This is a genomic window from Candidatus Lariskella endosymbiont of Epinotia ramella (assembly GCF_964019805.1).
In the GTDB taxonomy this organism is placed as follows: domain Bacteria; phylum Pseudomonadota; class Alphaproteobacteria; order Rickettsiales; family Midichloriaceae; genus Lariskella.
The window spans coordinates 364,756-384,540 of sequence record NZ_OZ026472.1; the positions used below are offsets into that span (position 1 = coordinate 364,756).

Here is a 19,785-nt window from a genome sequence, read left to right on the forward strand (position 1 = left end):
ACTAAAGTGGCGATACGGTAAATCAACCCTTTATTTATTAGAAGTATACATACACTTATTAATAACCAGAATATATTCTTTTTACAACTTTTGTTTTACAAGACTTCACCGCTGTTTTTTTTGTAAGTTGAGCTTGATCATTTATCTAAATAATGCATAAGATGAAGATTGTTCACCATTTAAGGTTGTTATGCTCAGTATGTTTATTCGGAGATTTATGTCAAGATTCATAATCTTTGCTGCGATGCTTTCTATGCTCCTCTGTTTTTCATACCGCTTTACGGAAGCAGCTAAGATAAAAGATATAGTCGCTTTTGAGGGAATTCGGGACAATGTGCTTGTTGGATATGGATTGGTTGTTGGATTAAACGGTACTGGAGACAATTTGAGGAATTCAGCGTTCACTGAGAAGGGGTTTGTTGATTTTTTAGAGAAGCTTGGAATTAATACTAGAGGAGCAAATCTTAAGACTAGAAACATCGCGGCAGTAATGGTGACGGCAAGCCTTCCACCATTTTCCAGAACTGGAAGTAGAATCTCTGTGAATATTAGTACACTTGGTGATGCAAAGAGTTTAAGAGGTGGTACTCTTGTTGCTACTCCTTTACTTGGCGCAGATGGTAATGTTTATGCAGTTGCTCAAGGAACTGTGAGTCTTGGTACACCAACTGATTTTGATCCAGTGGTTAGTAAGTCAAAGTTTACTCCAACGGCTGGCTATGTAAATAGCGGCGCTATAGTAGAGCGTGAGCTGGACTTCTCACTGAATTCTCTAGGAGAAGTCAGACTAGCTCTGAAGAATCCTGATGTAACAACAGCAAGGATAATATCAACAGCTATAAATAACTCGCTTGGTGAAAATTTGTCTACTGCGACTGATCCAGGAACAGTCAAAATTGTTGTTCCAGTCGAATATCTAAACAATGTGCTTGGACTTCTTGCGGATATAGAAAATTTAGAGGTGGAACCGGAAAGTATTGCAAAAGTTGTCATAGATGAAGCAAGCGGCACCATAGTTATTAGCGATAATGTCAGAATTAGTCCAGTTGCAATTTCTCAAGGTAATTTGATTGTTAAAGTGCAGGATGATGAACGACTTCTCAGTCTAATAATTAATAAAAAAGATGAAGAAGCTATTATGCCTGGCACGAAACTTGCTGTAATGGAAGAGGCTACTAGCTTGAGTGATTTGGTGAAGGGGTTAAATGCACTAGCTGTTAAGACGCAAGATCTTGTTGCGATATTAAAATCCATGCAACAGGCAGGTGCCTTGCAAGCTACTATAGAGGTGAGGTAGATTTATGAGTGATATTATGACCGTTGGAATCGCTGCAATTGATAGTAATTTGAAAGAAAGCTCGCTTGGCGAAAGTGGTGTACGTGAAGCAGCCAAGTCTTTGGATAAGGTGTTTCTTTCTATGTTTTTAGAGCGCGCTTGGAAGAGCGAAGGTATTGGAGATGAGGATCCTGCTTTGCAAAGCTTTGTGAGTAAAATGCATGTGGATATAATGAGCCAACATATAGTAGATAGCGGCGGAATTCTTACAAATGCTATAGAAAAACAGTTGTCCGTTCAGCATTATAATGAAGCTTCTTTAAGAGCTAAAGGATGAAAATAATTAACTTGTAAACTTAGTATTTGTGTTAGTTATGAAAGATATAGATTCTATTAGGGGTAATATAGTAAGTGATAAGATGCTGGAAAAAGCCATGAGGCATCTGATCAGTCTGCTGAAAGTTGAATATGATCTTTTGATTCAGAATAGAATTAATGAAGTGATAGCTGTACAAAATAAGAAGAATGGAGTGCTGAAATTTCTAGATGCGCAGAGTGCTCTTCTAAGTGGTCTTTTAGAACGTGGTAGCTTGCATGAGCATATAGGTAAGACGCGCTGTGCTGAAATAAAGGAGCTTGCTATAGAGCTACAAAAAAATATTAACACTGTGAAGTCTGTGCTAGAAAGTAAGATATATATAAATGAAATGATGCTGAAAGCTGTACAAGAAGTCTTAGCAAAGAGTAGCCCTCGAAACAATATAAATTATAAAGCAAAAGGCAAGCATGTGAGCGGAAGCGAGAATCAAGGATATGTGGTGATGAGTGAGAGTGTTTAACTTTTATTTTTCTTAGTAGGTTTGATATGAGCGTAATTGGGAATTCTTTTATTAATGCAGCTGGAGTAAATCAAAAAGAGTCAGATGTCAGACAGCAGAATATTGCTTATTCTAAGAGCACAAGTCGCGGTAGAATGGATATTCAGGAGAAGAGAGTTGCTGGGACTTCCAGTATAGTTGCATCTGTGAATTCGGTGTTAAACGAGTTTTTGCAACAAGATGTGTTATCTGCCAATTCTGAATCCAAGAGTCTTGGTTTATTATCTGAGCTTTTTCAAGAGAGAATTAGTCCTATAATAGCTAGAGATGGAGATGGTAAAAGTTTACAGGTATTATTTGGTGAGCTTTTTACATCGATCAGAAGCTTAGAAGCTCAGCCTACAGAACAAGTACTAAGAGAAAAAGTATTAAATTCGTTAGACAAATTCTCATTTGCGATCAAAGAGAAATCTAAAGCGCTATACGACATACGTTTCGAATTAGATCAAAGTATTGTAAATGATATAAAAGCTGCAAACGATGAAATAGAAAGCATAAAACATATGAGAGAGAGTTTAATGCTTTCTGGTAGTGATGTGGAATCTGCAAATCTGAAGAACGATATTGCTGAAGCTTTCGATAGGCTTTCTAAGTATATACCGATTAAAGTCTATACTGATCAAGATAATATACCATCAGCTCAGTTGGTTACAGATCAGAGTAATTCCGATCTATTTTCTCTAGATATCTCATATTATTTAGGCTACCAGAGCATGAAATCAGTACAGCATATCATAGATGATAAAGAATTTTCTCCTGTTACTTTAGAGAAAGTTATGCATAGAGGATTTACGCTTCCTGCTAGTGATATAGTATCCGGTGGAACAAGTGCAAGTGTAATAAGTCATATTAAGGGTGGTATTATAGCTACAAAGATTGAAATGATACATAAAGAGCTTCCAAGGTTGATAGATCAGTTGGATCAGCTAGCATATAACTCTCAGAATCTTGTGAATAGCGCGCACAATAAAGGGGCAGGTTATCTGCCAGCACCAGAGCTGAAATCAACAAGACTTATGAGCGGAGGAGATGTGATAACTGCTTCTGGTAAAGCAATTATAGCACTTGTTGGTTTAGATGGTCTGCCTTTAAAGGAGATGCAGAGTAATGGTGATACATTTATTCCTCCACTTATTATAGACTTTGATAAGTTGGACTTTGGACAGGGCATAGGGCAGCTGCGCGTGCAAGATATAATGAATACTATCAATAGGTATTTTGGAGATGAGCTATCTGGCAACAATAGGGCTGAGCTTGGCGTGAGTAATAATGTTCTTTCTGACGTCAAGTTGTATTCAAAGAATCAAGATATGCAGGTTGGTTCCACTTTTTCCTTAGGAATTGAGTTAAGTAATTATTCACTAGCTGATATCGGTTTTAAAATTAAAGACTGCATTATGAAAGATTCTCTTGGTGTTAGTATACCTGTTCATTTCGATTCTAAGAAGCACGTGGCTGAAAAAGGAGGTCCTCACAGGATAGAACTTGCTGCATCATTTGTGCCGACTTCTTTAGATTATCCTTATGAAGTGGCCATTGATGTTGAGGTCAGTGAGGGTGATAAGTCAATAACTAGAACTTTGACGTATAAGATAAATGATCCATCTTCATATAATCTAGGGTTAAGCGGGTTAAATGAGTTTAAATTTTCCATTGATAGCATGTCAGGGCCTTATGGGCCGGGTTCACGCGTTGCTCCACCATTGCTTGGCAAGGAAGGGGTGATAGCCTCTTTGATAGATAAAAATAATGCTGCGCTCGCAGATAATGACACAACACAAAATGGACGATTGACTCTGAAGTCTGGAAGTGATAAGTGGCGTTTTGCTATATATCAAGATAGTAGTTCACTCAGTGGAGTAAGTGGCAATGGAAAGACTTTACAAGGCCTTGGACTAAGTGGATTTTTTGGTTTGAATGATCTTCTAGTGAGAGGTGATAGTGATATAGCCCTTTGGCATGCCGTGAGGAATACAGCGCTAAACATCAAAGTGAGAGATGATATTGCAAGAAATCATGCTTTTTTTTCAGGAGCGAAGCTGGAAAAATTTGTTGAGCATGGAAATAATGAGGAGGCAACAACATCTGCTCCACTTTATTCAGTGAGCACAGGTGATAGTCATAATGTGCATGAGATTGCAAAAGCTATTGATACACGTGTTGAATTTGTGTCACAAAGTGACGGTGATGTTTTGTATGCAAGTCTTTTAGAATATTCACAGCAAGTTGTTGTTTCAGTGGCAAGCAAAGCATCTAGATATGCTGCTAAGAAGATAGAGAGTGATAATAGAGAGGTAAACCTAAGATCAGCTTTGCATGAGAAAAGTGGTATAAGCAAAGAAACTGAGATGATCAAGATAATGGAGGAGGCTCAAGTGATGTCTTTTCAACTGTCTGCTACTCAGAAATCCATTCAGGTTATGGATAATATAATAAGAGTAATATCTAGCGTCTCTGTATAGATTTTTATTATTATGCATGAACGTTGATTAAAAAAAGATAGCTTACTTTACTTATAAATATTCTAATTTCTATAAAAGAGGTGTTGTTATGAGTTTTGGTGGTAATCCGATAGGTAGTTCAACTATAGGAATTGGTGCTAGTTATTCTAGTGCTTTTAAAAATATGAAAAAAGAATATGAAGGTATAACGTTATCTTCCAAAGAAGGCTCAAAAGCTGCAGGTGGTTGGCATAATATGCAAAGTGATGAAGTAGGGAAGGCGTTACATAAGCAGCAATTAGCTGCAAATTATAAGCAACATACTTCGTCACTTAAGATGCTATCTAAAAATGTTGGAATGATGCACTATAGAGTAAATGATATAAGAGAGAATGTGGAAAATGCTGTGGAGTCTATGCAATATAAGCCGCTCGATTTGTCTTGGGAAGACCGTGAGAAGCGCATACAACAGATGGAATATTACTTAGGGCGGATCGAAGAATCTCTAAATGCAAAACATAGTAATGGTGAATATATATTTGGTGGTGCTAGGTCTGATGCTACTCCTGTTGGTGAAATAGTGAAAAACAGTAATATTATCTCATCTGAAAGTGGGATGTTAGCTGATGATACTGTTACTAGCGTGTACTATAATGGTGATACTAATCCTGCTATCTCATATACAATTGGCAATTCTAATAGCATAAAATTGAATTTTAATGCTGCAGATCCTGGTGTGCGCAAGGCAATTGCTGCATTACATTATTGCATAGACGCTGAAAAGAAGTTTAATAAGTTTAATCAAATAAAGGAAAGTGGTATAGATCCTCAGAAAAATGGCATAAAGGATGATGAATATATAGATGAGCATGAATATATCACGCGTATGGAACGCGCTGAAAAAGTTGGTGATGAGGCTGTGAAGTCGCTAGGCGTGTCGATTTCAGATATTGCAATGGTTTTACAGCATATTGAGATAGATAAAGGAGAAAACGAGAGAATGTTGAGTGAAACAGAAGGATCGCTTAACGATTTAATGACGTATAATCAAATAGATCTATATAGATTTTTAATGGCATATTATGAGCAGCTAAATGCACTATCGAATATATATATGCTTTCTCATAAATTAGAGAATAATTTTATTAATAATTTGGCGTCAATGTCATAATACTTGAGGGGTATATGTATGAAAAGTACTGATATGGATGGAAGCTGCAGAACATATACTGGCTCATATGCTGGTTCAATTTCAGAGGGATTTGCTGGAGCGTGTCCAGGTTCCAGTACGCGTCAATCACTTCTGATTCCATCTGGATTGATAGGTTGTAGTGGTTATCATAGTTATGTGCTTTCACATGTACCATATAGAAATTTAGCAAATTTTAAGGTTTTACAGAGTGTTGAAAACTCCAGAATAGCTTTTTTAGTGTTGCAGTTGAATCCTTTTAACTCTGTCATGAGCGTTTCAGATATTGAATTTATAGCGGAAGTTATGAATGTAAAAATCATCAATTTACAAGTATTATTGGTAGCTACACCTCAGCTTTCAGAAGATGGTAAATATAACATAACGCTAAATACTAAAGCTCCAATTTTTGTGGATAAGTCTAACAATATAGCTATGCAATATGTATTACAATCTTCGCATTATAACACAAAGCATAAATATTGTGTAGGGATAACTCAGTGATTGTAGGTATTATCAGTGCTTCTCTTGCTAGTTTGATTTTTTGCTGAGTGAAAATCAGGATAATGTAGAATCTAAATTCAAAGCATTTGAAGTGACAATACTTTTTATAAACTATTAGCAGTGCTATAATGCTTACCAGGTCGCCTGCCTCATAGCTCTAAGAAGCGCAGGAATTTGACTACCTACCTTCAAACTTGGATATCTCTGATTATTTTACTTGCTCGGTTAAGGTTTGGAAACAAATCTAAAATGCTTGTTGCTACTTTATAATCTTCTTTGCCGCCACATAAGATAAAGTAAAAGACAAGAAGAGTAAGGTGTTATCTACGAATGTTTCTTTGTCATGTTTTAGTGTGGCAAGATCAAGTCTCTCTAACATATTCATCATCCTTCAAAAAGAGCTAGGAAAAATATGACTTATGTGTATATACAAAATACATAAAGAGCATTCTACATATGTCAATTTTGAAGTCTAATTTCATATGTATGCAAGTTACATACCAACTCTTCATTTCCCTGAGGTATACATGGATAAAAAAATAGCGGTTGTATTGTTTAATTTAGGAGGGCCGAGTAGTAGAGACGCTATAAAGCCATTTTTATTTAATTTATTCTATGATCGCGCAATCATTAGAATATCAAATCCCTTCAGGTTCTTGCTTGCGAAATTCATATCATATAAGCGTGAAGTAAATGCTATAAAAGCATATATGAAAATTGGTGGTAGTTCCCCTCTACTTTCACATACTATAAAGCAAGCGGAGGCTTTAGAGGATTTGCTTAACGCTACTAAAAGATCTGATTATTGTTGCCCTTATGCTGACATGATATTTGAAGAGAACATAAATACTGGTGTATCTATGATGGCTAAAGATATCATAGAAAATGTAATGGAATTTTCAAAGCAAGGACAGTACCATAATACGTATAAAGTATTCATAGGGATGCGATATTGGCATCCTTTTATTGAGAGTATAGTGCATGATGTGCTTAATTTCTCTCCAGAGAAAATCATACTATTGCCGCTATACCCTCAATTTTCAACCACAACAACTGGATCATCATTTAATGCTTGGAAGAAAATTATACGCGGTACAAAACTAGAAAATGTAGAGAGTCACTACATATGCTGTTATTATAATAATGAGAAATTTATAGAAGCACACACAGAACTTATATTGCAAGAATATAATAAAGCTATAAAGTATGGAAGACCGCGTATATTATTTTCTGGGCATAGTTTGCCACAGAGCATAATAGATTCAGGTGACTCATATCAATTCCAAGTGGAGGAAACAACTAAGTTAATAGTTAAGAAGCTAAAAGAGCATTTTGGAAGTATAGACTATAGAGTATGTTACCAGAGCAAGGTTGGGCCAATGAAATGGTTGTCGCCATCTACAAAATCTGAAATCATTGCTGCTGCGAGTGAGAAATGTCCAGTTGTGATAGTCCCTATAGCGTTTGTTTCTGAGCATATTGAAACATTGGTTGAGCTTGATATAGAATATAAGAAGCTTGCAAGTAAATTAGGAATTGAGCACTATTTTAGGGTGTCTGCGTTGCAAACAAATAAAAAATTTATTGATTGTCTTGCAAGGTTATGCACAAATAATTATAATTGTGACGGTGAAGTATTAGAGCAGGATAATGTAAAGTTTTGCTCAGGTGATGATTATCAAAGTGAAGCTAATGCTTCGTATTATAAAAAGAAAAGATGTGGTGATTTTATAAAATGCTTTAAAAGGAATAGTTGTTAGTTAAAAGTGACTAATGCAAGTGATTACTTTGTTGTGCAAGCATTTATTAATGCAATGTATAGCAGAATTATTTTTTGTGCTTTATGCAAGCGGTGGTTATTAGTCAAAACACGGAGCTGCAGTTTATATAACAATGGATAGTAGAAGATTAGGTTTAGAATTGAGGCCTTCTTTAAGAAAGCTCTCATGGTGTGTGCTTGAAGCAGATGAGCGAAAAGTGCTTTATCTTTGCCAAGTGCTTGGTATTCATGAGGTGCTATCTAGAGTGCTTGTAAATCGTGGTTATTCTGATCCAGATATGGCTGCTAAATTTCTTATTCCTAAAGTGAAAGACTCTCTTCCAGATCCATTTCTTCTGAAAGACATAGATATTGCAGCAGATCGTATAATTTCTGCAATACAGAATCAAGAGAAGGTAACCATTTTTGCAGATTATGACGTAGACGGCGCAACCTCATCTGCATTGCTTAAGAAGTTTCTCTGTGAGTGTGGAATTTTACCTGGCATATATATTCCGCACAGAATCAATGAAGGGTATGGTCCTAACGTAGGTGCTATCCAACAGATAAAAGCAAATGGTACAAGTCTTTTAATTACAGTTGATTGTGGAACAACAGCATTTGAGCCGCTGAGTGAAGCAAAGAAAATAGGTCTTGATGTCATTGTACTTGACCATCACATGGCAGATGGAAAGCTGCCTGACGCGCTTGCAATTGTGAATCCCAACAGGTTAGATGACGATTTTCCATACAAAAGTATAGCAGCTGTTGCTGTAACATTTATGACTGTGATAGCTGTGCGTACTAAGTTAAGAAAGATAAACTGGTTTGGAACTAATAAGGAGCCAGATTTAATTCAATATTTAGATCTAGTGGCACTTGGTACAGTTTGTGATATTATGCCTCTTACTGGTTTAAATAGAGCATTTGTTGCTCAAGGATTGCAACTTATTGCAAAGAGGAATAATTTAGGGCTTAGGATGATTGCTGATGTTGTAAAGTTAGACGCAAAACCTCGCAGCTTTCATCTTGGATACATAATAGGACCAAGGATAAATGCAGGTGGTAGGATAAGCAAGCCAGAACTTGGTGCTGCACTACTAACAACTATAGACCCTATAGAAGCTCATGATATAGCAAGTAAGCTGAATATGCTCAATCAAGAGAGAAGGGAGATTGAAAAGCAGGCGCTTGATGAAATAATCTCACAAATCGAGCTAGAGGTTAGTGAATCGCCAGTAATATTTGCTGTGGGTGAAAATTGGCATATTGGAGTTCTTGGGATCTTAGCAAGTCGCGTGAAAGAGCAGTATAATAAGCCGTCAATAGTGATTTCTGTAAGTGGTGGAGTAGGTAAAGGTTCTGCAAGGTCTATACATGGTATAGACCTTGGCTTAATTATACAGTCTGCTAAGGAAATGAATATGTTGATAGATGGTGGCGGGCATGCGATGGCTGGCGGATTCACAATAGACTTATCGAAAGTTAATGAATTTAAGGATTTCGTACAAAAAAAAATAATGGCTATCAAATATATAGATAACTTATTTGAAGAAGCACTTGAGCTTAAAGTAGATTCTGTCATAACTGTTCATACTGCAAATGATAATCTTATCGAAATTTTGGAAAAAGCAGAGCCATTTGGTAATGGTAATCCTCAGCCTAGATTTGCTATACTGAATGCTATAGTGTTGCGCGCAACTCAATTTGGGTCTTCGCATATATCATTATTGATTCGAGATCAAGACGATATAATTTCACGCAAGACTCTTAAGTGTCTATTTTTTAAAGCTTTGGAAAAAGATTATGGGCAGCTATTGCTTAATTCAGTAAATAAAACGTTAGATGTAGTTGGTACTCTTCAGAGTGACGACTGGGAAAGAAGTAAGGTAAAATTTATTATAGAAGATATTACTTTTCATGGATGATATAGAATTCAGAAGAAATCTTGAGAACTTCTCAGCATTTGCAAGAGTAGGAATAATTGGTATGGGTGCTTGGGGTTCTGCTGTTGCTTTACTTGCCGCACCAAAAGCAGCTAGTATAGTTTGTTATGCAAAAAATTATGAAAAGTTACATAGCAAGCTTCTGCCATATCAAGATAAAATAGAGGTTGTTGATTCTTTCTTGCCACTGAGAGAGGTGGATTTAATATGTATATCAGTGCCTGCTCAAGCTTTTCGGTCTGTAATGTCGGAATTATCGCTGAGCGTTGATCTTGGTTGTAAGACGTTGCTGATTTGTTCAAAAGGTATAGAAAATGAGACTTGTGCTTTGATGAGCGACATAAGTGATGAAGTATCTAATAATGCACCTGTTGCTGTGCTATCTGGGCCTAATTTTGCAAGTGAGGTTATGCTTGGGAAGCCAGCAGCAACAGTAATTGCATGCCAAAAGTTAGATGTAGCAGCTAAAATTATCAATGCATTTTCCAGTCAAATATTCAGGCCATATTACTCAGATGATATATATGGTGTTCAGATATGTGGTGCTGCGAAAAATGTAATAGCTATAGCAGCAGGTGTCATTTCAGCACTGGATTTTGGACAAAATGCTCATGCTGCACTTATCGCAAGGGGCTTGGTAGAAATAGGAAGGCTCATTACAAGGCGTGGTGGGCAGTATAAAACACTGAATGGACTTGCAGGTGTTGGTGATTTAGTATTGACATGCGGTAGTAATGAATCAAGGAATAGAAAATTTGGCTCTGATATCATAACAACAAAAAGTAACATACAAGACCTAATATCAAAAAGTACTGTAGAAGGATATTATACTGCAAAAAGCTTGTACGATCTTGGCAAGAGGTTAAATATTGACATACCTATAGTTGAATGCATATATGAATTGCTTTATGAAGGTGGTGATGCACATTCTGTGATTGAAAGAGTGCTGAGCAGGCCTCTATCGCTAGATTCGCATTTTTATAGCTTATAAAGCAAATAATGTATTATAGTAACAATATCTATTAGAAATATGAATTGTTCGTCTAAACTTGCAATGTGCTGGAAAGATACAAATGATACGGCGGATTTTTCTATTGTTTTGGTTTTTGAAATGGGTTTTATATCGGCAAAGACAATTTTATTGTATTTGTTTTAATTATAATTGCTGTGTAGCTTAAATGAGAAGCCGTAAAATATCCGTTATATTTCTCTGTGTAGTTGTTGGGTTATGCTATATGGTGTATAATTTTTATTTAAGAGTGTTACATTATGAGTCTGGAGTGAGTGTTGAAATTATAATAAAACCATATACTAAAACTTACGCTATAGCTTCAATGCTTGAAGAAAGAGAGCTCATAAAAAATAGATACTTTTTTTATATTGTGGCAAGGTACTTACAGATTATGCATGGAAAGAAGCTTCAGGCAGGGGAGTATAGGTTTGAGGGTAATCTGACTCAGCCAGAGATTTTAGACAAGATTGTTAATGGAAGAGTATTTATACGCAAATTAACTGTACCTGAAGGGTATACCATTTCACAGATTAATTTTCTTATGGATGCTGCGGAAGGAATAAAGAAGTCTAATGATGCTATTAAAGTTGTTGAAGGGTCATTGTTACCTGGAACTTATCTTTATACATATGGTACAGAAAGTGATATTATGCTTGAAAAGATGTCACTTGAAATGGAAAAATTCTTAGAAGAAGCGTGGGAAGGTTGTAGCGCATTTTCAAGGTCATTACTTGGGACAAAGGATAATGCTTTGATTCTTGCATCTATAGTTGAGAGAGAAACAGGGCTTGATAGTGAGAGAACATTAATAGCTAGAGTTTATCTAAATAGATTGGCAAAAAGTATGCCTTTGCAAGCGGATCCTACTGTTATATACGGCATAACAGGTGGTAGAGGAGTATTTGATCGAAAGTTGACTTTTAATGACTTAAAATATGATTCGCCGTATAATACATATATAACTCGTGAACTTCCACCGACGCCTATTTGTAATCCTGGTAGAGCTTCTATACTTGCAGCTATGCATCCAGCTGAAAGTGATGCGCTTTACTTTGTTGCTGATGGATCTGGTGGACATGTATTTTCTAAGACTTTTGATGAACATAAAGCAAGCATTAGAGAAATCAGAAATAGAGATTAGTAACAACTCTTTCATAAATGCAGATAATTGGCTGTTAAATGATAATTATATCTCATTTGAGGATTTTCTAATCCCTCATTTTATCGATTTTATTGAAAGGCGGTATGCCATTTACCTCGAAGTTGGTGTAGAGCTTGAGTTTTATGTATTAAATGTTTCATCTGAAAATCTTGAACATTTTTTAGCTGAGCTGCAATCTACAGGTATCAATTGTCAAAAAGAAAGAGGAGAGAATCAGTACGAAGTTATAGTACCGTACCAGAGAATTTCAAAGCAATTCCTGCAACATATTTCAGGGTATAAGGCGTATATAGAGAGTGCGAGCGCAAAATATGGTATAAATACCATTTTTGATGGTATGCCATATGAGAATGATTATGGTTCTGCTACGCATTTTCATGTTAGTGCAATGTGTATCAAGGATAATATAAACTTATTTTCCGAAGGAGAAATAGCGAAAAATAAGTTGCTGCTGAACTTTATTGCGGGAATTTTAAAGAATGTTAAAGCAGCCACTTATTTTTTAATAGGAGACCTTGAAGCAGAATATAAAAGGTTTCGCAGTGGATTTTTAGCTCCAACTCATATAGCATGGGGTGGAAATAATAGAACTGCGCTTGTTAGGATTCCGGACTCTCCAAAGCAGAATAGGCGATTTGAGTTTCGTCTTCCATCTTCGAGCTCAGATATATACCGCAGTGTATTATTTTTATTGGTTTCACTAATTACTGGTGTAGAAGAAGGATTACTGCCAATTCCAAGGCTATATGGCAATGCCTACGATCCTCAATACTCTCTTACTCCACTTGCAACTTCTGTGTGTGAAGCAAAAAATGAGCATAATTTCGATTATATTATGCAGCGCGCCTTCTGTTTAACTTTATTATAATTTTATAGCAACTCTTCACTTCCCTCGTATATCAAGAAATCATATATCTATTGATAATAAAATATAGCATTAGTAAGTATGAAATGGTGCTTGGAGCGCAAAAATAGCGCTTTAAATCCGTAAGAAAATGTTATAATAAATGCAAAAACCTTACGGATTTTGTGAAAGGTTTGCAAGGCACATGAGTAATAATATATCCAAAAATTAGCGCATGGCTAAGTCCTGAGCTAATTTTTACACATTTCACTTCTCCACAAAAATTTATTTGTTTGGGCAAATCAATTTTTGGTGGATGGAGTAGTTTATTATACAAACTTGAAAAGCAACAATCTATAAGTTACAATACACACAAAAAATGCTTAGTTTTCCTAAAATTACTGTACAGATAGACCTGAGAAAAGTAGCAAGGAATTTTGAAATTTTGGAGAGAATAGTATGTCCAGTTGAGCGAAAAAAGAATGGTGCTGATGTTGCCGCAGTCGTGAAAGCAGATGCGTATGGGCTGGGTGCAATAAAGATAGCTGAAAAACTTACAAGTGTTGGATGTAAAAGTTTTTTCGTAGCAACTTTGGATGAAGCTATATCTCTGAGAAAAGGTCTTGTTGATTGTAATCCAAATATCTATATATTGCATGGAATTGACAACAAGGAAGAAGCTATAGCCTGTGAGAGTCATTGCTTAATTCCTGTGTTAAATAATATGTATCAAGTATCTGTTTGGGATGATTGTGCTAAAGCATTGGACAAGAGGTTGAATGCTATACTGCATATAGATACTGGTCTAAATAGGCTGGGAGTTAATCATAGTGAGTTGCTAGAATTTTTGGAGAATAAACCAAGTGGCATAAAGCTTGAATATGTAATGAGTCATCTTGCTTGTGCTGAGGAAAATGATAATCCAAGAAATAGAGAGCAGCTTGAGCTCTTTGTGTCGTATCAAGAATATTTTAAAGATACAAAATTCTCTTTTGCAAATTCTTCAGGGGTCTTTTTAGGTGCAGAGTATCACTTTGATTTAGTGAGATCTGGTTGTGCACTTTTTGGCATTAACCCGATCTCAGGTGGTGATAATCCCATGTTGGGTGTAATTAGTGCGACTGCTAGAGTAATACAAAAAAAAGTCCTGGAAAGAAGTGGATATATCGGTTACAAAAATTCTCATAGAGCAGAAGCTGGAACTAAGTGTTTTGTAGTATCGTGTGGATATGCAGATGGATATAGTAGAGGTTTAAGTAATAAAGGTTTTTGCTATGCAGGTGGATCTTATCTGCCTGTAGTTGGGATAATTAGTATGGATCTTGTAGTGTTTGATGCTTCTAAGCTTTCAGAAGAAATGTTTAATTCTGTTGAACATGTAGAATTATTAGGTGACAATATAAAGATAGACGAAGTTGCAAAACATGCTGGCACTATATCTTATGAGATTATCGCGACAAAATTTGGTAAGCGTTGTAATAGGATTTATATAGACTGAAGATGAATAATTTTTGGATGAGACCTAATTTTCTGCAAATGATTGGATTTCTTTGTTCCATATTATCTGCGGCATGTGGTAGAGTAGCAATCTTTACTGCAGGGGTTTTATATTCTGTTATGAAGCCACCATTCCATCTTAGAGCTTTTTTAAGGCAGATGGTAGAAATCGGGTATTATTCATTGCCAGTTGTTGGTCTGACTGCACTTTTTACAGGTGCTGTACTGGCTTTGCAGAGTTACACTGGTTTTGCTAGAATAAATGCTTCAAGTGCTGTTGCTTCGGTCGTTGCACTTTCAATTACTAGAGAGCTTGGTCCTGTGCTTGCAGGATTGATGTTGGCTGGTAGAATTTCGGCAGCGATTGCAGCTGAAATAGGAACTATGCGTGTAACAGAGCAAATAGATGCGCTTTATACTCTTAGTACTGATCCAATGAAATATTTAGTGGTACCGAGGGTCTTGGCTGGAGTATTAATGCTTCCAATTTTGGTTTTGGTTGCAGACATAATAGGGGTTTTTGGTGGATATTTGATCGCAGCCTATAAATTAGGTTTCTCACCCGAGATGTATTTAATAAATACTGTTAATATACTTGAGTTTAGTGATATTTTTTCTGGGGTAATTAAGGCTTGTGTCTTTGGGTTCATAGTTTCATTGATTGGGTGTTTTTGTGGATATTTCTCAAAAGGTGGAGCTCAAGGAGTTGGCAGTGCTACAACATCTGCTGTAGTGCTATCTTCTATAATGATTTTATTAGCAAATTACATAATTACTGGATTATTATTCTAAGATGAGTATTAACTGAAAATTGCAATCTAATTCATTGATTAAATTTGCGTTGTTTAATTATAAAATTTGTTCTATCTATTAAAGTATGTTAAGTAAAGTGATTAATATGGGTAAAATCTATATTTTATTGTCCATATTTAATGTGGGGTATTCAGCTTAAATTATTATATGCATTCAAGAGTCAAAATAGAAGTCAAAGGCTTGAATAAGACATTTGGAGCTAATCATGTTCTAAAAAATATAGATCTTGATATTAGATATGAAGAGTCGCTTGCAGTAATTGGAGGCTCAGGAAGTGGTAAATCTGTGTTGCTGAGATGTATAGCAGGCCTTTTTATTCCTGATGATGGAAGCTCCGTTACAATAGATCATGAAATTGTAACATATAAACATATATCACAACGTACCAGTTTTGCTAAAAAATTTGGTATGTTATTTCAAAATGGAGCTTTGTTTGATAGTTTGCCAATATGGCAAAATGTTGCCTTTGGTTTACTGAGAGTAGGAAAATTTAGTAAGGATGAAGCAAGAAAGATTGCTGTAGACAAGCTTACAATGGTGGAATTGAATAGTAACATAATAGATTTATATCCATCTGAGCTTTCTGGCGGAATGCAAAAGAGAGTCGCTCTTGCAAGAGCGATTGCAACTGAGCCAGAAATAATATTCTTTGATGAACCAACATCAGGTCTTGACCCAATTACCGCAAGATCAATTACTAAGTTGATTAAGGATTTAGCAAGACATCTACATGCAACAACTGTTATAATTACACATGATATGTTTTGTATGCGAAATATATCTGATAAAGTTGCTGTAATAAAAGATGGTCAAATTATTTGGCATGGCAATATAGCAGATATAGAAAAAGTTCAAAATAGCTATATACAGGATTTCATAGCAGTTTGAATTTTTCATAAAAAATTTGGTAAAGATTTATGGAGGCATTGATAATGATAAATAAGTTAATTAAGGAACTTGAAAGTTTAAGTTTGCTAAAGCATCCGTTTTACCAAGCTTGGAATGATGGTATATTAAACAAGGAAATATTAGCTGATTACGCATGTCAATATTTCCATAATGTTGATGCTTTTCCGAGATACTTAAGTACTATTCATTCTAGGTGTTACGATATCAAAATTAGACAGGTTCTGCTAGGTAATCTGGTTGAAGAGGAAAGTGGAGATGAAAATCATCCTGAGCTTTGGAAAAGATTTGCAAGAAGTCTTGGGGTTTCTGATAGCATGATTGAAAGTAGTGTTCCTTATGCGAAAACTAAAGAGTTGATTGATGGTTTTTTTAATATATGCAAAAGCTCTGTTGCGGCAGGTATAGGAGCCCTTTTTGCATATGAGAGGCAGATTCCTGAGATTGCGCAATCAAAAATTGATGGTCTTTGTAAATTTTATAACTTCTCATCTAGTGATGCTGGGTTGAAATTTTTCTATGTGCATATAGAGGCTGATGAGTGGCATTCCCAAGAGTGCGCTCAGCTTATTGAAGCTTTGGATCCGTCTTCGCGAGAAGTGGCTTATAAGGGTGCTGTAAAGGGTGCAAAGTTGCTTTGGCAGTTTCTTGATGGTATTTGTGAATCTGAGGTTTTTAAACGCTATTGTTCAGTTGCTTGTTAGTAAGCATTTCACAAAACCAGTAAAGAATATTTCTTGCAAAGTAGTGGATTACGTATATTGAATTTAAATAATGAGGAAGTGTGGATATTTGATTTATATGCTATTTTTCGTATAGTATTAATTCTGATACTTGCAATCAACATAAATCCTCTAACTTCTTATAGTTATGACGCAGGCGACTAGTTTAGGATAGAGAAAGATATCATGTATTTCTATATCAACTCTTCATTTATTAGAGAGAGACTAATTCAATGACATGTATAAAACATTTGCTCGCAGCAGCTCTCTCTTTACTGCTTTACCTTTTGAGTTCGAATATTGCATTTTCAATGATTATAATAAGAGATGATGAAATAGAATCATTTATATATGATATTGCAAAGCCAATATTTGATACTGCAGGATTAAATAGTAGTGAAATACAGGTATATATAGTACAAGATACTACGTTAAATGCTTTTGTTACAAATAATAAAAAACTATTTTTACATACTGGTCTCATAAGTGAGCTTGATGATGTGAGCGCGTTGATAGGTGTAATAGCACATGAAGCTGGTCATATTGCTGAAGGACATTTTCTAAAAATGAGCGATAATTTAATAGCAGCCGTACAAAATATGACTCTAACTAGTATAGCAGCTATACTTGCGGGGGCTGCTGCCAATAGTCCTGAAGTAACTGCTGGAATTATTTTGGGACAATATAATGTCCAACATAGGTTGCTTCTTAGTTATTCCAGAACGCAGGAATATGCGGCAGACAGAGCTTCTGCAAAATATCTTGCAAAGCTTGGAGTCAGCATGCAGCCAATGATTGATTTACTTAAAAAAATTGCTGCGAGTAATGATGGTGATTTTTATTCAAAAGAAGGGCGGTACTTGGCAACGCATCCAAGCTCTGTTAGTAGGATTAATGCCCTGCAAAGTTTTATTACGCCTAAAAAGCAGCAACCTGTTTATGATTATAAAGATCTACAAAGACGTTATGAGCTGCTGAACGCGAAACTAAAATGTTTTGCTGAGCAAAATAACCACTCATGTAATAATGTTATAAATGGAAAAAATGCTGAAGCAACCAAGTATGCAAATGCAATCAATTATTACAATCATGACGATACAAAAATGGTATTAGCACAAATTGATGAATTAATGCGCATCAATCCAAAATCGCCATACTATAATGAATTAAAAGGTGATGTTTTTTATAAGAATGGTAACTTTTTATCTGCGGTTTCATATTATAAGAAGGCTTTAAAACTGCAGAAGGATAGCTCAAAATTTGTAAATGGTATAAGGCTTCAGCTTGCAGTAGCATTGCTTGCAGTTGGTGATAAACATTTAATAAGTAAGGCTTTAAGTTCCATCCATGAGATAGTAGTGCGAGATTCAAAAAATATTGAAGCATTCACACAACTTAGCATTGCTTATTTCAAGTTGGATAATGAATACATGGCAAATTTGGCTTTAGCAAAGAATGCTATTTTGAAGTCTGACAAAAGCTTGGCTAAACGTTTGTTGAAGATTGCAGAGTGCAGTAAGCATTCAATTAACGATAATAAACAGGCAAAAATTATTGGTATTGATAAAGATTCTTTATCTAAAGATCTTGATGTAATGGAACAGTCTTAATGTATATTCGCTATATTTCAAAAATTAGCGCTTCTTCAAGAGTATTAAAAATCAATTTTTGGCGTATAGACTTTATATATTTGCGAAGAAATAAATGAAGTAATATGTGAAATCAAGCCAAGAAAGTACGCGCAAATGGCTTTGCCGGCCACTACCTACAAAATCCATAAGATTTTTGGCAATTTTACCATGTTTTCTGCTGGACTTTAGGTGCATCATAATTGCTTGCAATCAGTATAAATCTTGCGCGCCTTAGAGTTACAGCATAAATCTATAAGGTGTAGACTTTTTGTAATACAGAATACACTGCATCAAGAAAATCCTGAAACTGATTAGCCACTTTGTGTATTGCATGTTTAATTTTAAACCAATAGTGTTCTATAGGATTTAGATCTGGGCTATAAGTAGGCAGAAATAATATACTGCAACCTGCAGATTCTATTAATTCTCTAACTTTAGTATTCTTATGAAAGTTAATATTATCCATAACAACTATCTGACCTTCCTTTAATTCTTTAATAAGTACATGTTCCACATAGGATAAAAAAACAGCAGTATTGCAAGTACCTTCAAATAATACAGGCGCTATGATCTGCTTGCTGCAGAGTCCAGCAATCATACTAACTCGTCTATTATGCTGATAAGCTCTCTTGCCATAACATCTACTACCCTTCGTACTCCAGCCATATAATGGACAAGCATTATCATCTATCCCTGATTCATCTAAAAACACCAACTGTTCTTTATTGAACTTGTTGAGTGCTTTTATAAATTCACTCCTTGCTCCATCGTCCCTTTTGGGATGCACAAAAGTTTTTTTTATAGCTGTAGCCTAATTTCTTTAATAACCTCAGCACACTCGTAGGACTTACAGGCTCATGCCATAACTTTGCAAGCTCTACAGAGCTCTTATCATTATGCTCTTCTACTAATCTCTTAAATCTTTCTGTATCTTTAATAATTAAGCGATGACCTACCTGATAGCCAGTCTTTGCCTTCACATCTCCAGTCGTTTTCTTTAGTTTCTTCCATGCGATTACCTAAGTTGCGGTTTATATTAAATAATCTGCTCGCTTCTTTAATTGTTCCTTTATTTTCAAGAAAATTAATTACTTTAACTCTTAAATCGTATGAATATGATGATGCCATAGTTTTTATTTTACTATAAACTATCATACTATTAATAGTCTACACCTTATAGCTCGATGCTGTATAACACAGGTGAC

At 35.5% G+C, this 19,785-nt stretch carries 16 protein-coding genes and 1 pseudogene; 16 read left to right on the forward strand and 1 reads right to left on the reverse strand.

The window, feature by feature from the left end; genetic code table 11:
- Window positions 1-190: 190 nt before the first annotated feature.
- The 16 genes from AACL20_RS01515 to AACL20_RS01590 all read left to right on the forward strand — a co-directional run bounded on the left by AACL20_RS01515 (window position 191) and on the right by AACL20_RS01590 (window position 18,559).
- On the forward strand, window positions 191-1,297 hold the full coding sequence (locus AACL20_RS01515; protein WP_339052373.1) for a flagellar basal body P-ring protein FlgI: 1,107 nt from the start codon (window positions 191-193) through the stop codon (window positions 1,295-1,297).
- Between the two features lie 4 nt (window positions 1,298-1,301).
- Entirely contained in the window at window positions 1,302-1,613 is a 312-nt protein-coding gene (locus AACL20_RS01520) for a hypothetical protein (protein WP_339052374.1), read from the forward strand.
- A 28-nt stretch (window positions 1,614-1,641) separates the two neighbouring features.
- The gene (locus tag AACL20_RS01525) at window positions 1,642-2,115 is read left to right on the forward strand and encodes a hypothetical protein (RefSeq protein ID WP_339052375.1); all 474 of its coding nucleotides are present in this window, start codon (window positions 1,642-1,644) and stop codon (window positions 2,113-2,115) included.
- A 26-nt stretch (window positions 2,116-2,141) separates the two neighbouring features.
- On the forward strand, window positions 2,142-4,616 hold the full coding sequence (locus AACL20_RS01530) for a FlgK family flagellar hook-associated protein (protein ID WP_339052376.1): 2,475 nt from the start codon (window positions 2,142-2,144) through the stop codon (window positions 4,614-4,616).
- Between the two features lie 88 nt (window positions 4,617-4,704).
- Window positions 4,705-5,766, forward strand: a complete 1,062-nt coding sequence (locus AACL20_RS01535; RefSeq protein ID WP_339052377.1) for a hypothetical protein — start codon at window positions 4,705-4,707, stop codon at window positions 5,764-5,766.
- Window positions 5,767-5,784: 18 nt separating this feature from the next.
- Window positions 5,785-6,288 carry a flagellar assembly protein FliW gene (fliW, locus tag AACL20_RS01540; RefSeq protein ID WP_339052378.1) on the forward strand — a complete coding sequence of 168 codons (504 nt, stop codon included), beginning with the start codon at window positions 5,785-5,787 and terminating at the stop codon, window positions 6,286-6,288.
- A gap of 527 nt (window positions 6,289-6,815) precedes the next feature.
- The gene (gene hemH / locus AACL20_RS01545) at window positions 6,816-8,048 is read left to right on the forward strand and encodes a ferrochelatase (RefSeq protein ID WP_339052379.1); all 1,233 of its coding nucleotides are present in this window, start codon (window positions 6,816-6,818) and stop codon (window positions 8,046-8,048) included.
- A gap of 133 nt (window positions 8,049-8,181) precedes the next feature.
- A complete protein-coding gene (gene recJ / locus AACL20_RS01550) occupies window positions 8,182-9,975 on the forward strand; it encodes a single-stranded-DNA-specific exonuclease RecJ (RefSeq protein ID WP_339052380.1) in 1,794 nt (597 codons plus the stop codon).
- Complete coding sequence (locus tag AACL20_RS01555; protein WP_339052381.1) at window positions 9,968-10,984, forward strand: NAD(P)H-dependent glycerol-3-phosphate dehydrogenase; 1,017 nt, start codon at window positions 9,968-9,970, stop codon at window positions 10,982-10,984. Before recJ ends, AACL20_RS01555 begins: the two co-directional genes overlap by 8 nt.
- 343 nt (window positions 10,985-11,327) lie before the next feature.
- On the forward strand, window positions 11,328-12,146 hold the full coding sequence (gene mltG / locus AACL20_RS01560) for an endolytic transglycosylase MltG (protein WP_339052652.1): 819 nt from the start codon (window positions 11,328-11,330) through the stop codon (window positions 12,144-12,146).
- Window positions 12,103-13,035: a hypothetical protein gene (locus AACL20_RS01565; protein ID WP_339052653.1), complete on the forward strand. Its 933-nt coding sequence runs from the start codon at window positions 12,103-12,105 to the stop codon at window positions 13,033-13,035. Before mltG ends, AACL20_RS01565 begins: the two co-directional genes overlap by 44 nt.
- A 355-nt stretch (window positions 13,036-13,390) precedes the next feature.
- Window positions 13,391-14,509 (forward strand): alanine racemase, encoded by a 1,119-nt coding sequence (alr, locus tag AACL20_RS01570; protein ID WP_339052382.1) that lies wholly within the window; start codon window positions 13,391-13,393, stop codon window positions 14,507-14,509.
- Window positions 14,510-14,526: 17 nt separating this feature from the next.
- Window positions 14,527-15,300: an MlaE family ABC transporter permease gene (locus AACL20_RS01575; RefSeq protein WP_410519928.1), complete on the forward strand. Its 774-nt coding sequence runs from the start codon at window positions 14,527-14,529 to the stop codon at window positions 15,298-15,300.
- Window positions 15,301-15,468: 168 nt separating this feature from the next.
- Complete coding sequence (locus tag AACL20_RS01580) at window positions 15,469-16,209, forward strand: ABC transporter ATP-binding protein (RefSeq protein WP_339052383.1); 741 nt, start codon at window positions 15,469-15,471, stop codon at window positions 16,207-16,209.
- Window positions 16,210-16,247: 38 nt separating this feature from the next.
- A complete protein-coding gene (locus tag AACL20_RS01585) occupies window positions 16,248-16,931 on the forward strand; it encodes a CADD family putative folate metabolism protein (RefSeq protein ID WP_410519929.1) in 684 nt (227 codons plus the stop codon).
- Between the two features lie 329 nt (window positions 16,932-17,260).
- The gene (locus AACL20_RS01590; protein ID WP_339052385.1) at window positions 17,261-18,559 is read left to right on the forward strand and encodes a M48 family metalloprotease; all 1,299 of its coding nucleotides are present in this window, start codon (window positions 17,261-17,263) and stop codon (window positions 18,557-18,559) included.
- A gap of 271 nt (window positions 18,560-18,830) precedes the next feature.
- Here the strand turns inward: AACL20_RS01590 and AACL20_RS01595 are convergent.
- Window positions 18,831-19,708 (reverse strand): annotated as a pseudogene (locus AACL20_RS01595) (IS630 family transposase).
- Window positions 19,709-19,785: the final 77 nt, after the last annotated feature.

Bases quoted from the DNA above. Each gene is read 5' to 3' on its own strand.
- hemH (WP_339052379.1), top strand. From the start codon at position 6,816: ATGGATAAAAAAATAGCGGTTGTATTGTTTAATTTAGGAGGGCCGAGT.
- AACL20_RS01590 (WP_339052385.1), top strand. From the start codon at position 17,261: ATGATTATAATAAGAGATGATGAAATAGAATCATTTATATATGATATT.
- mltG (WP_339052652.1), top strand. From the start codon at position 11,328: ATGCTTGAAGAAAGAGAGCTCATAAAAAATAGATACTTTTTTTATATT.
- AACL20_RS01555 (WP_339052381.1), top strand. From the start codon at position 9,968: ATGGATGATATAGAATTCAGAAGAAATCTTGAGAACTTCTCAGCATTT.
- AACL20_RS01515 (WP_339052373.1), top strand. From the start codon at position 191: ATGCTCAGTATGTTTATTCGGAGATTTATGTCAAGATTCATAATCTTT.
- AACL20_RS01575 (WP_410519928.1), top strand. From the start codon at position 14,527: ATGAGACCTAATTTTCTGCAAATGATTGGATTTCTTTGTTCCATATTA.
- AACL20_RS01520 (WP_339052374.1), top strand. From the start codon at position 1,302: ATGAGTGATATTATGACCGTTGGAATCGCTGCAATTGATAGTAATTTG.
- AACL20_RS01580 (WP_339052383.1), top strand. From the start codon at position 15,469: ATGCATTCAAGAGTCAAAATAGAAGTCAAAGGCTTGAATAAGACATTT.
- AACL20_RS01535 (WP_339052377.1), top strand. From the start codon at position 4,705: ATGAGTTTTGGTGGTAATCCGATAGGTAGTTCAACTATAGGAATTGGT.
- fliW (WP_339052378.1), top strand. From the start codon at position 5,785: ATGAAAAGTACTGATATGGATGGAAGCTGCAGAACATATACTGGCTCA.
- alr (WP_339052382.1), top strand. From the start codon at position 13,391: ATGCTTAGTTTTCCTAAAATTACTGTACAGATAGACCTGAGAAAAGTA.
- AACL20_RS01530 (WP_339052376.1), top strand. From the start codon at position 2,142: ATGAGCGTAATTGGGAATTCTTTTATTAATGCAGCTGGAGTAAATCAA.
- AACL20_RS01565 (WP_339052653.1), top strand. From the start codon at position 12,103: ATGAACATAAAGCAAGCATTAGAGAAATCAGAAATAGAGATTAGTAAC.
- recJ (WP_339052380.1), top strand. From the start codon at position 8,182: ATGGATAGTAGAAGATTAGGTTTAGAATTGAGGCCTTCTTTAAGAAAG.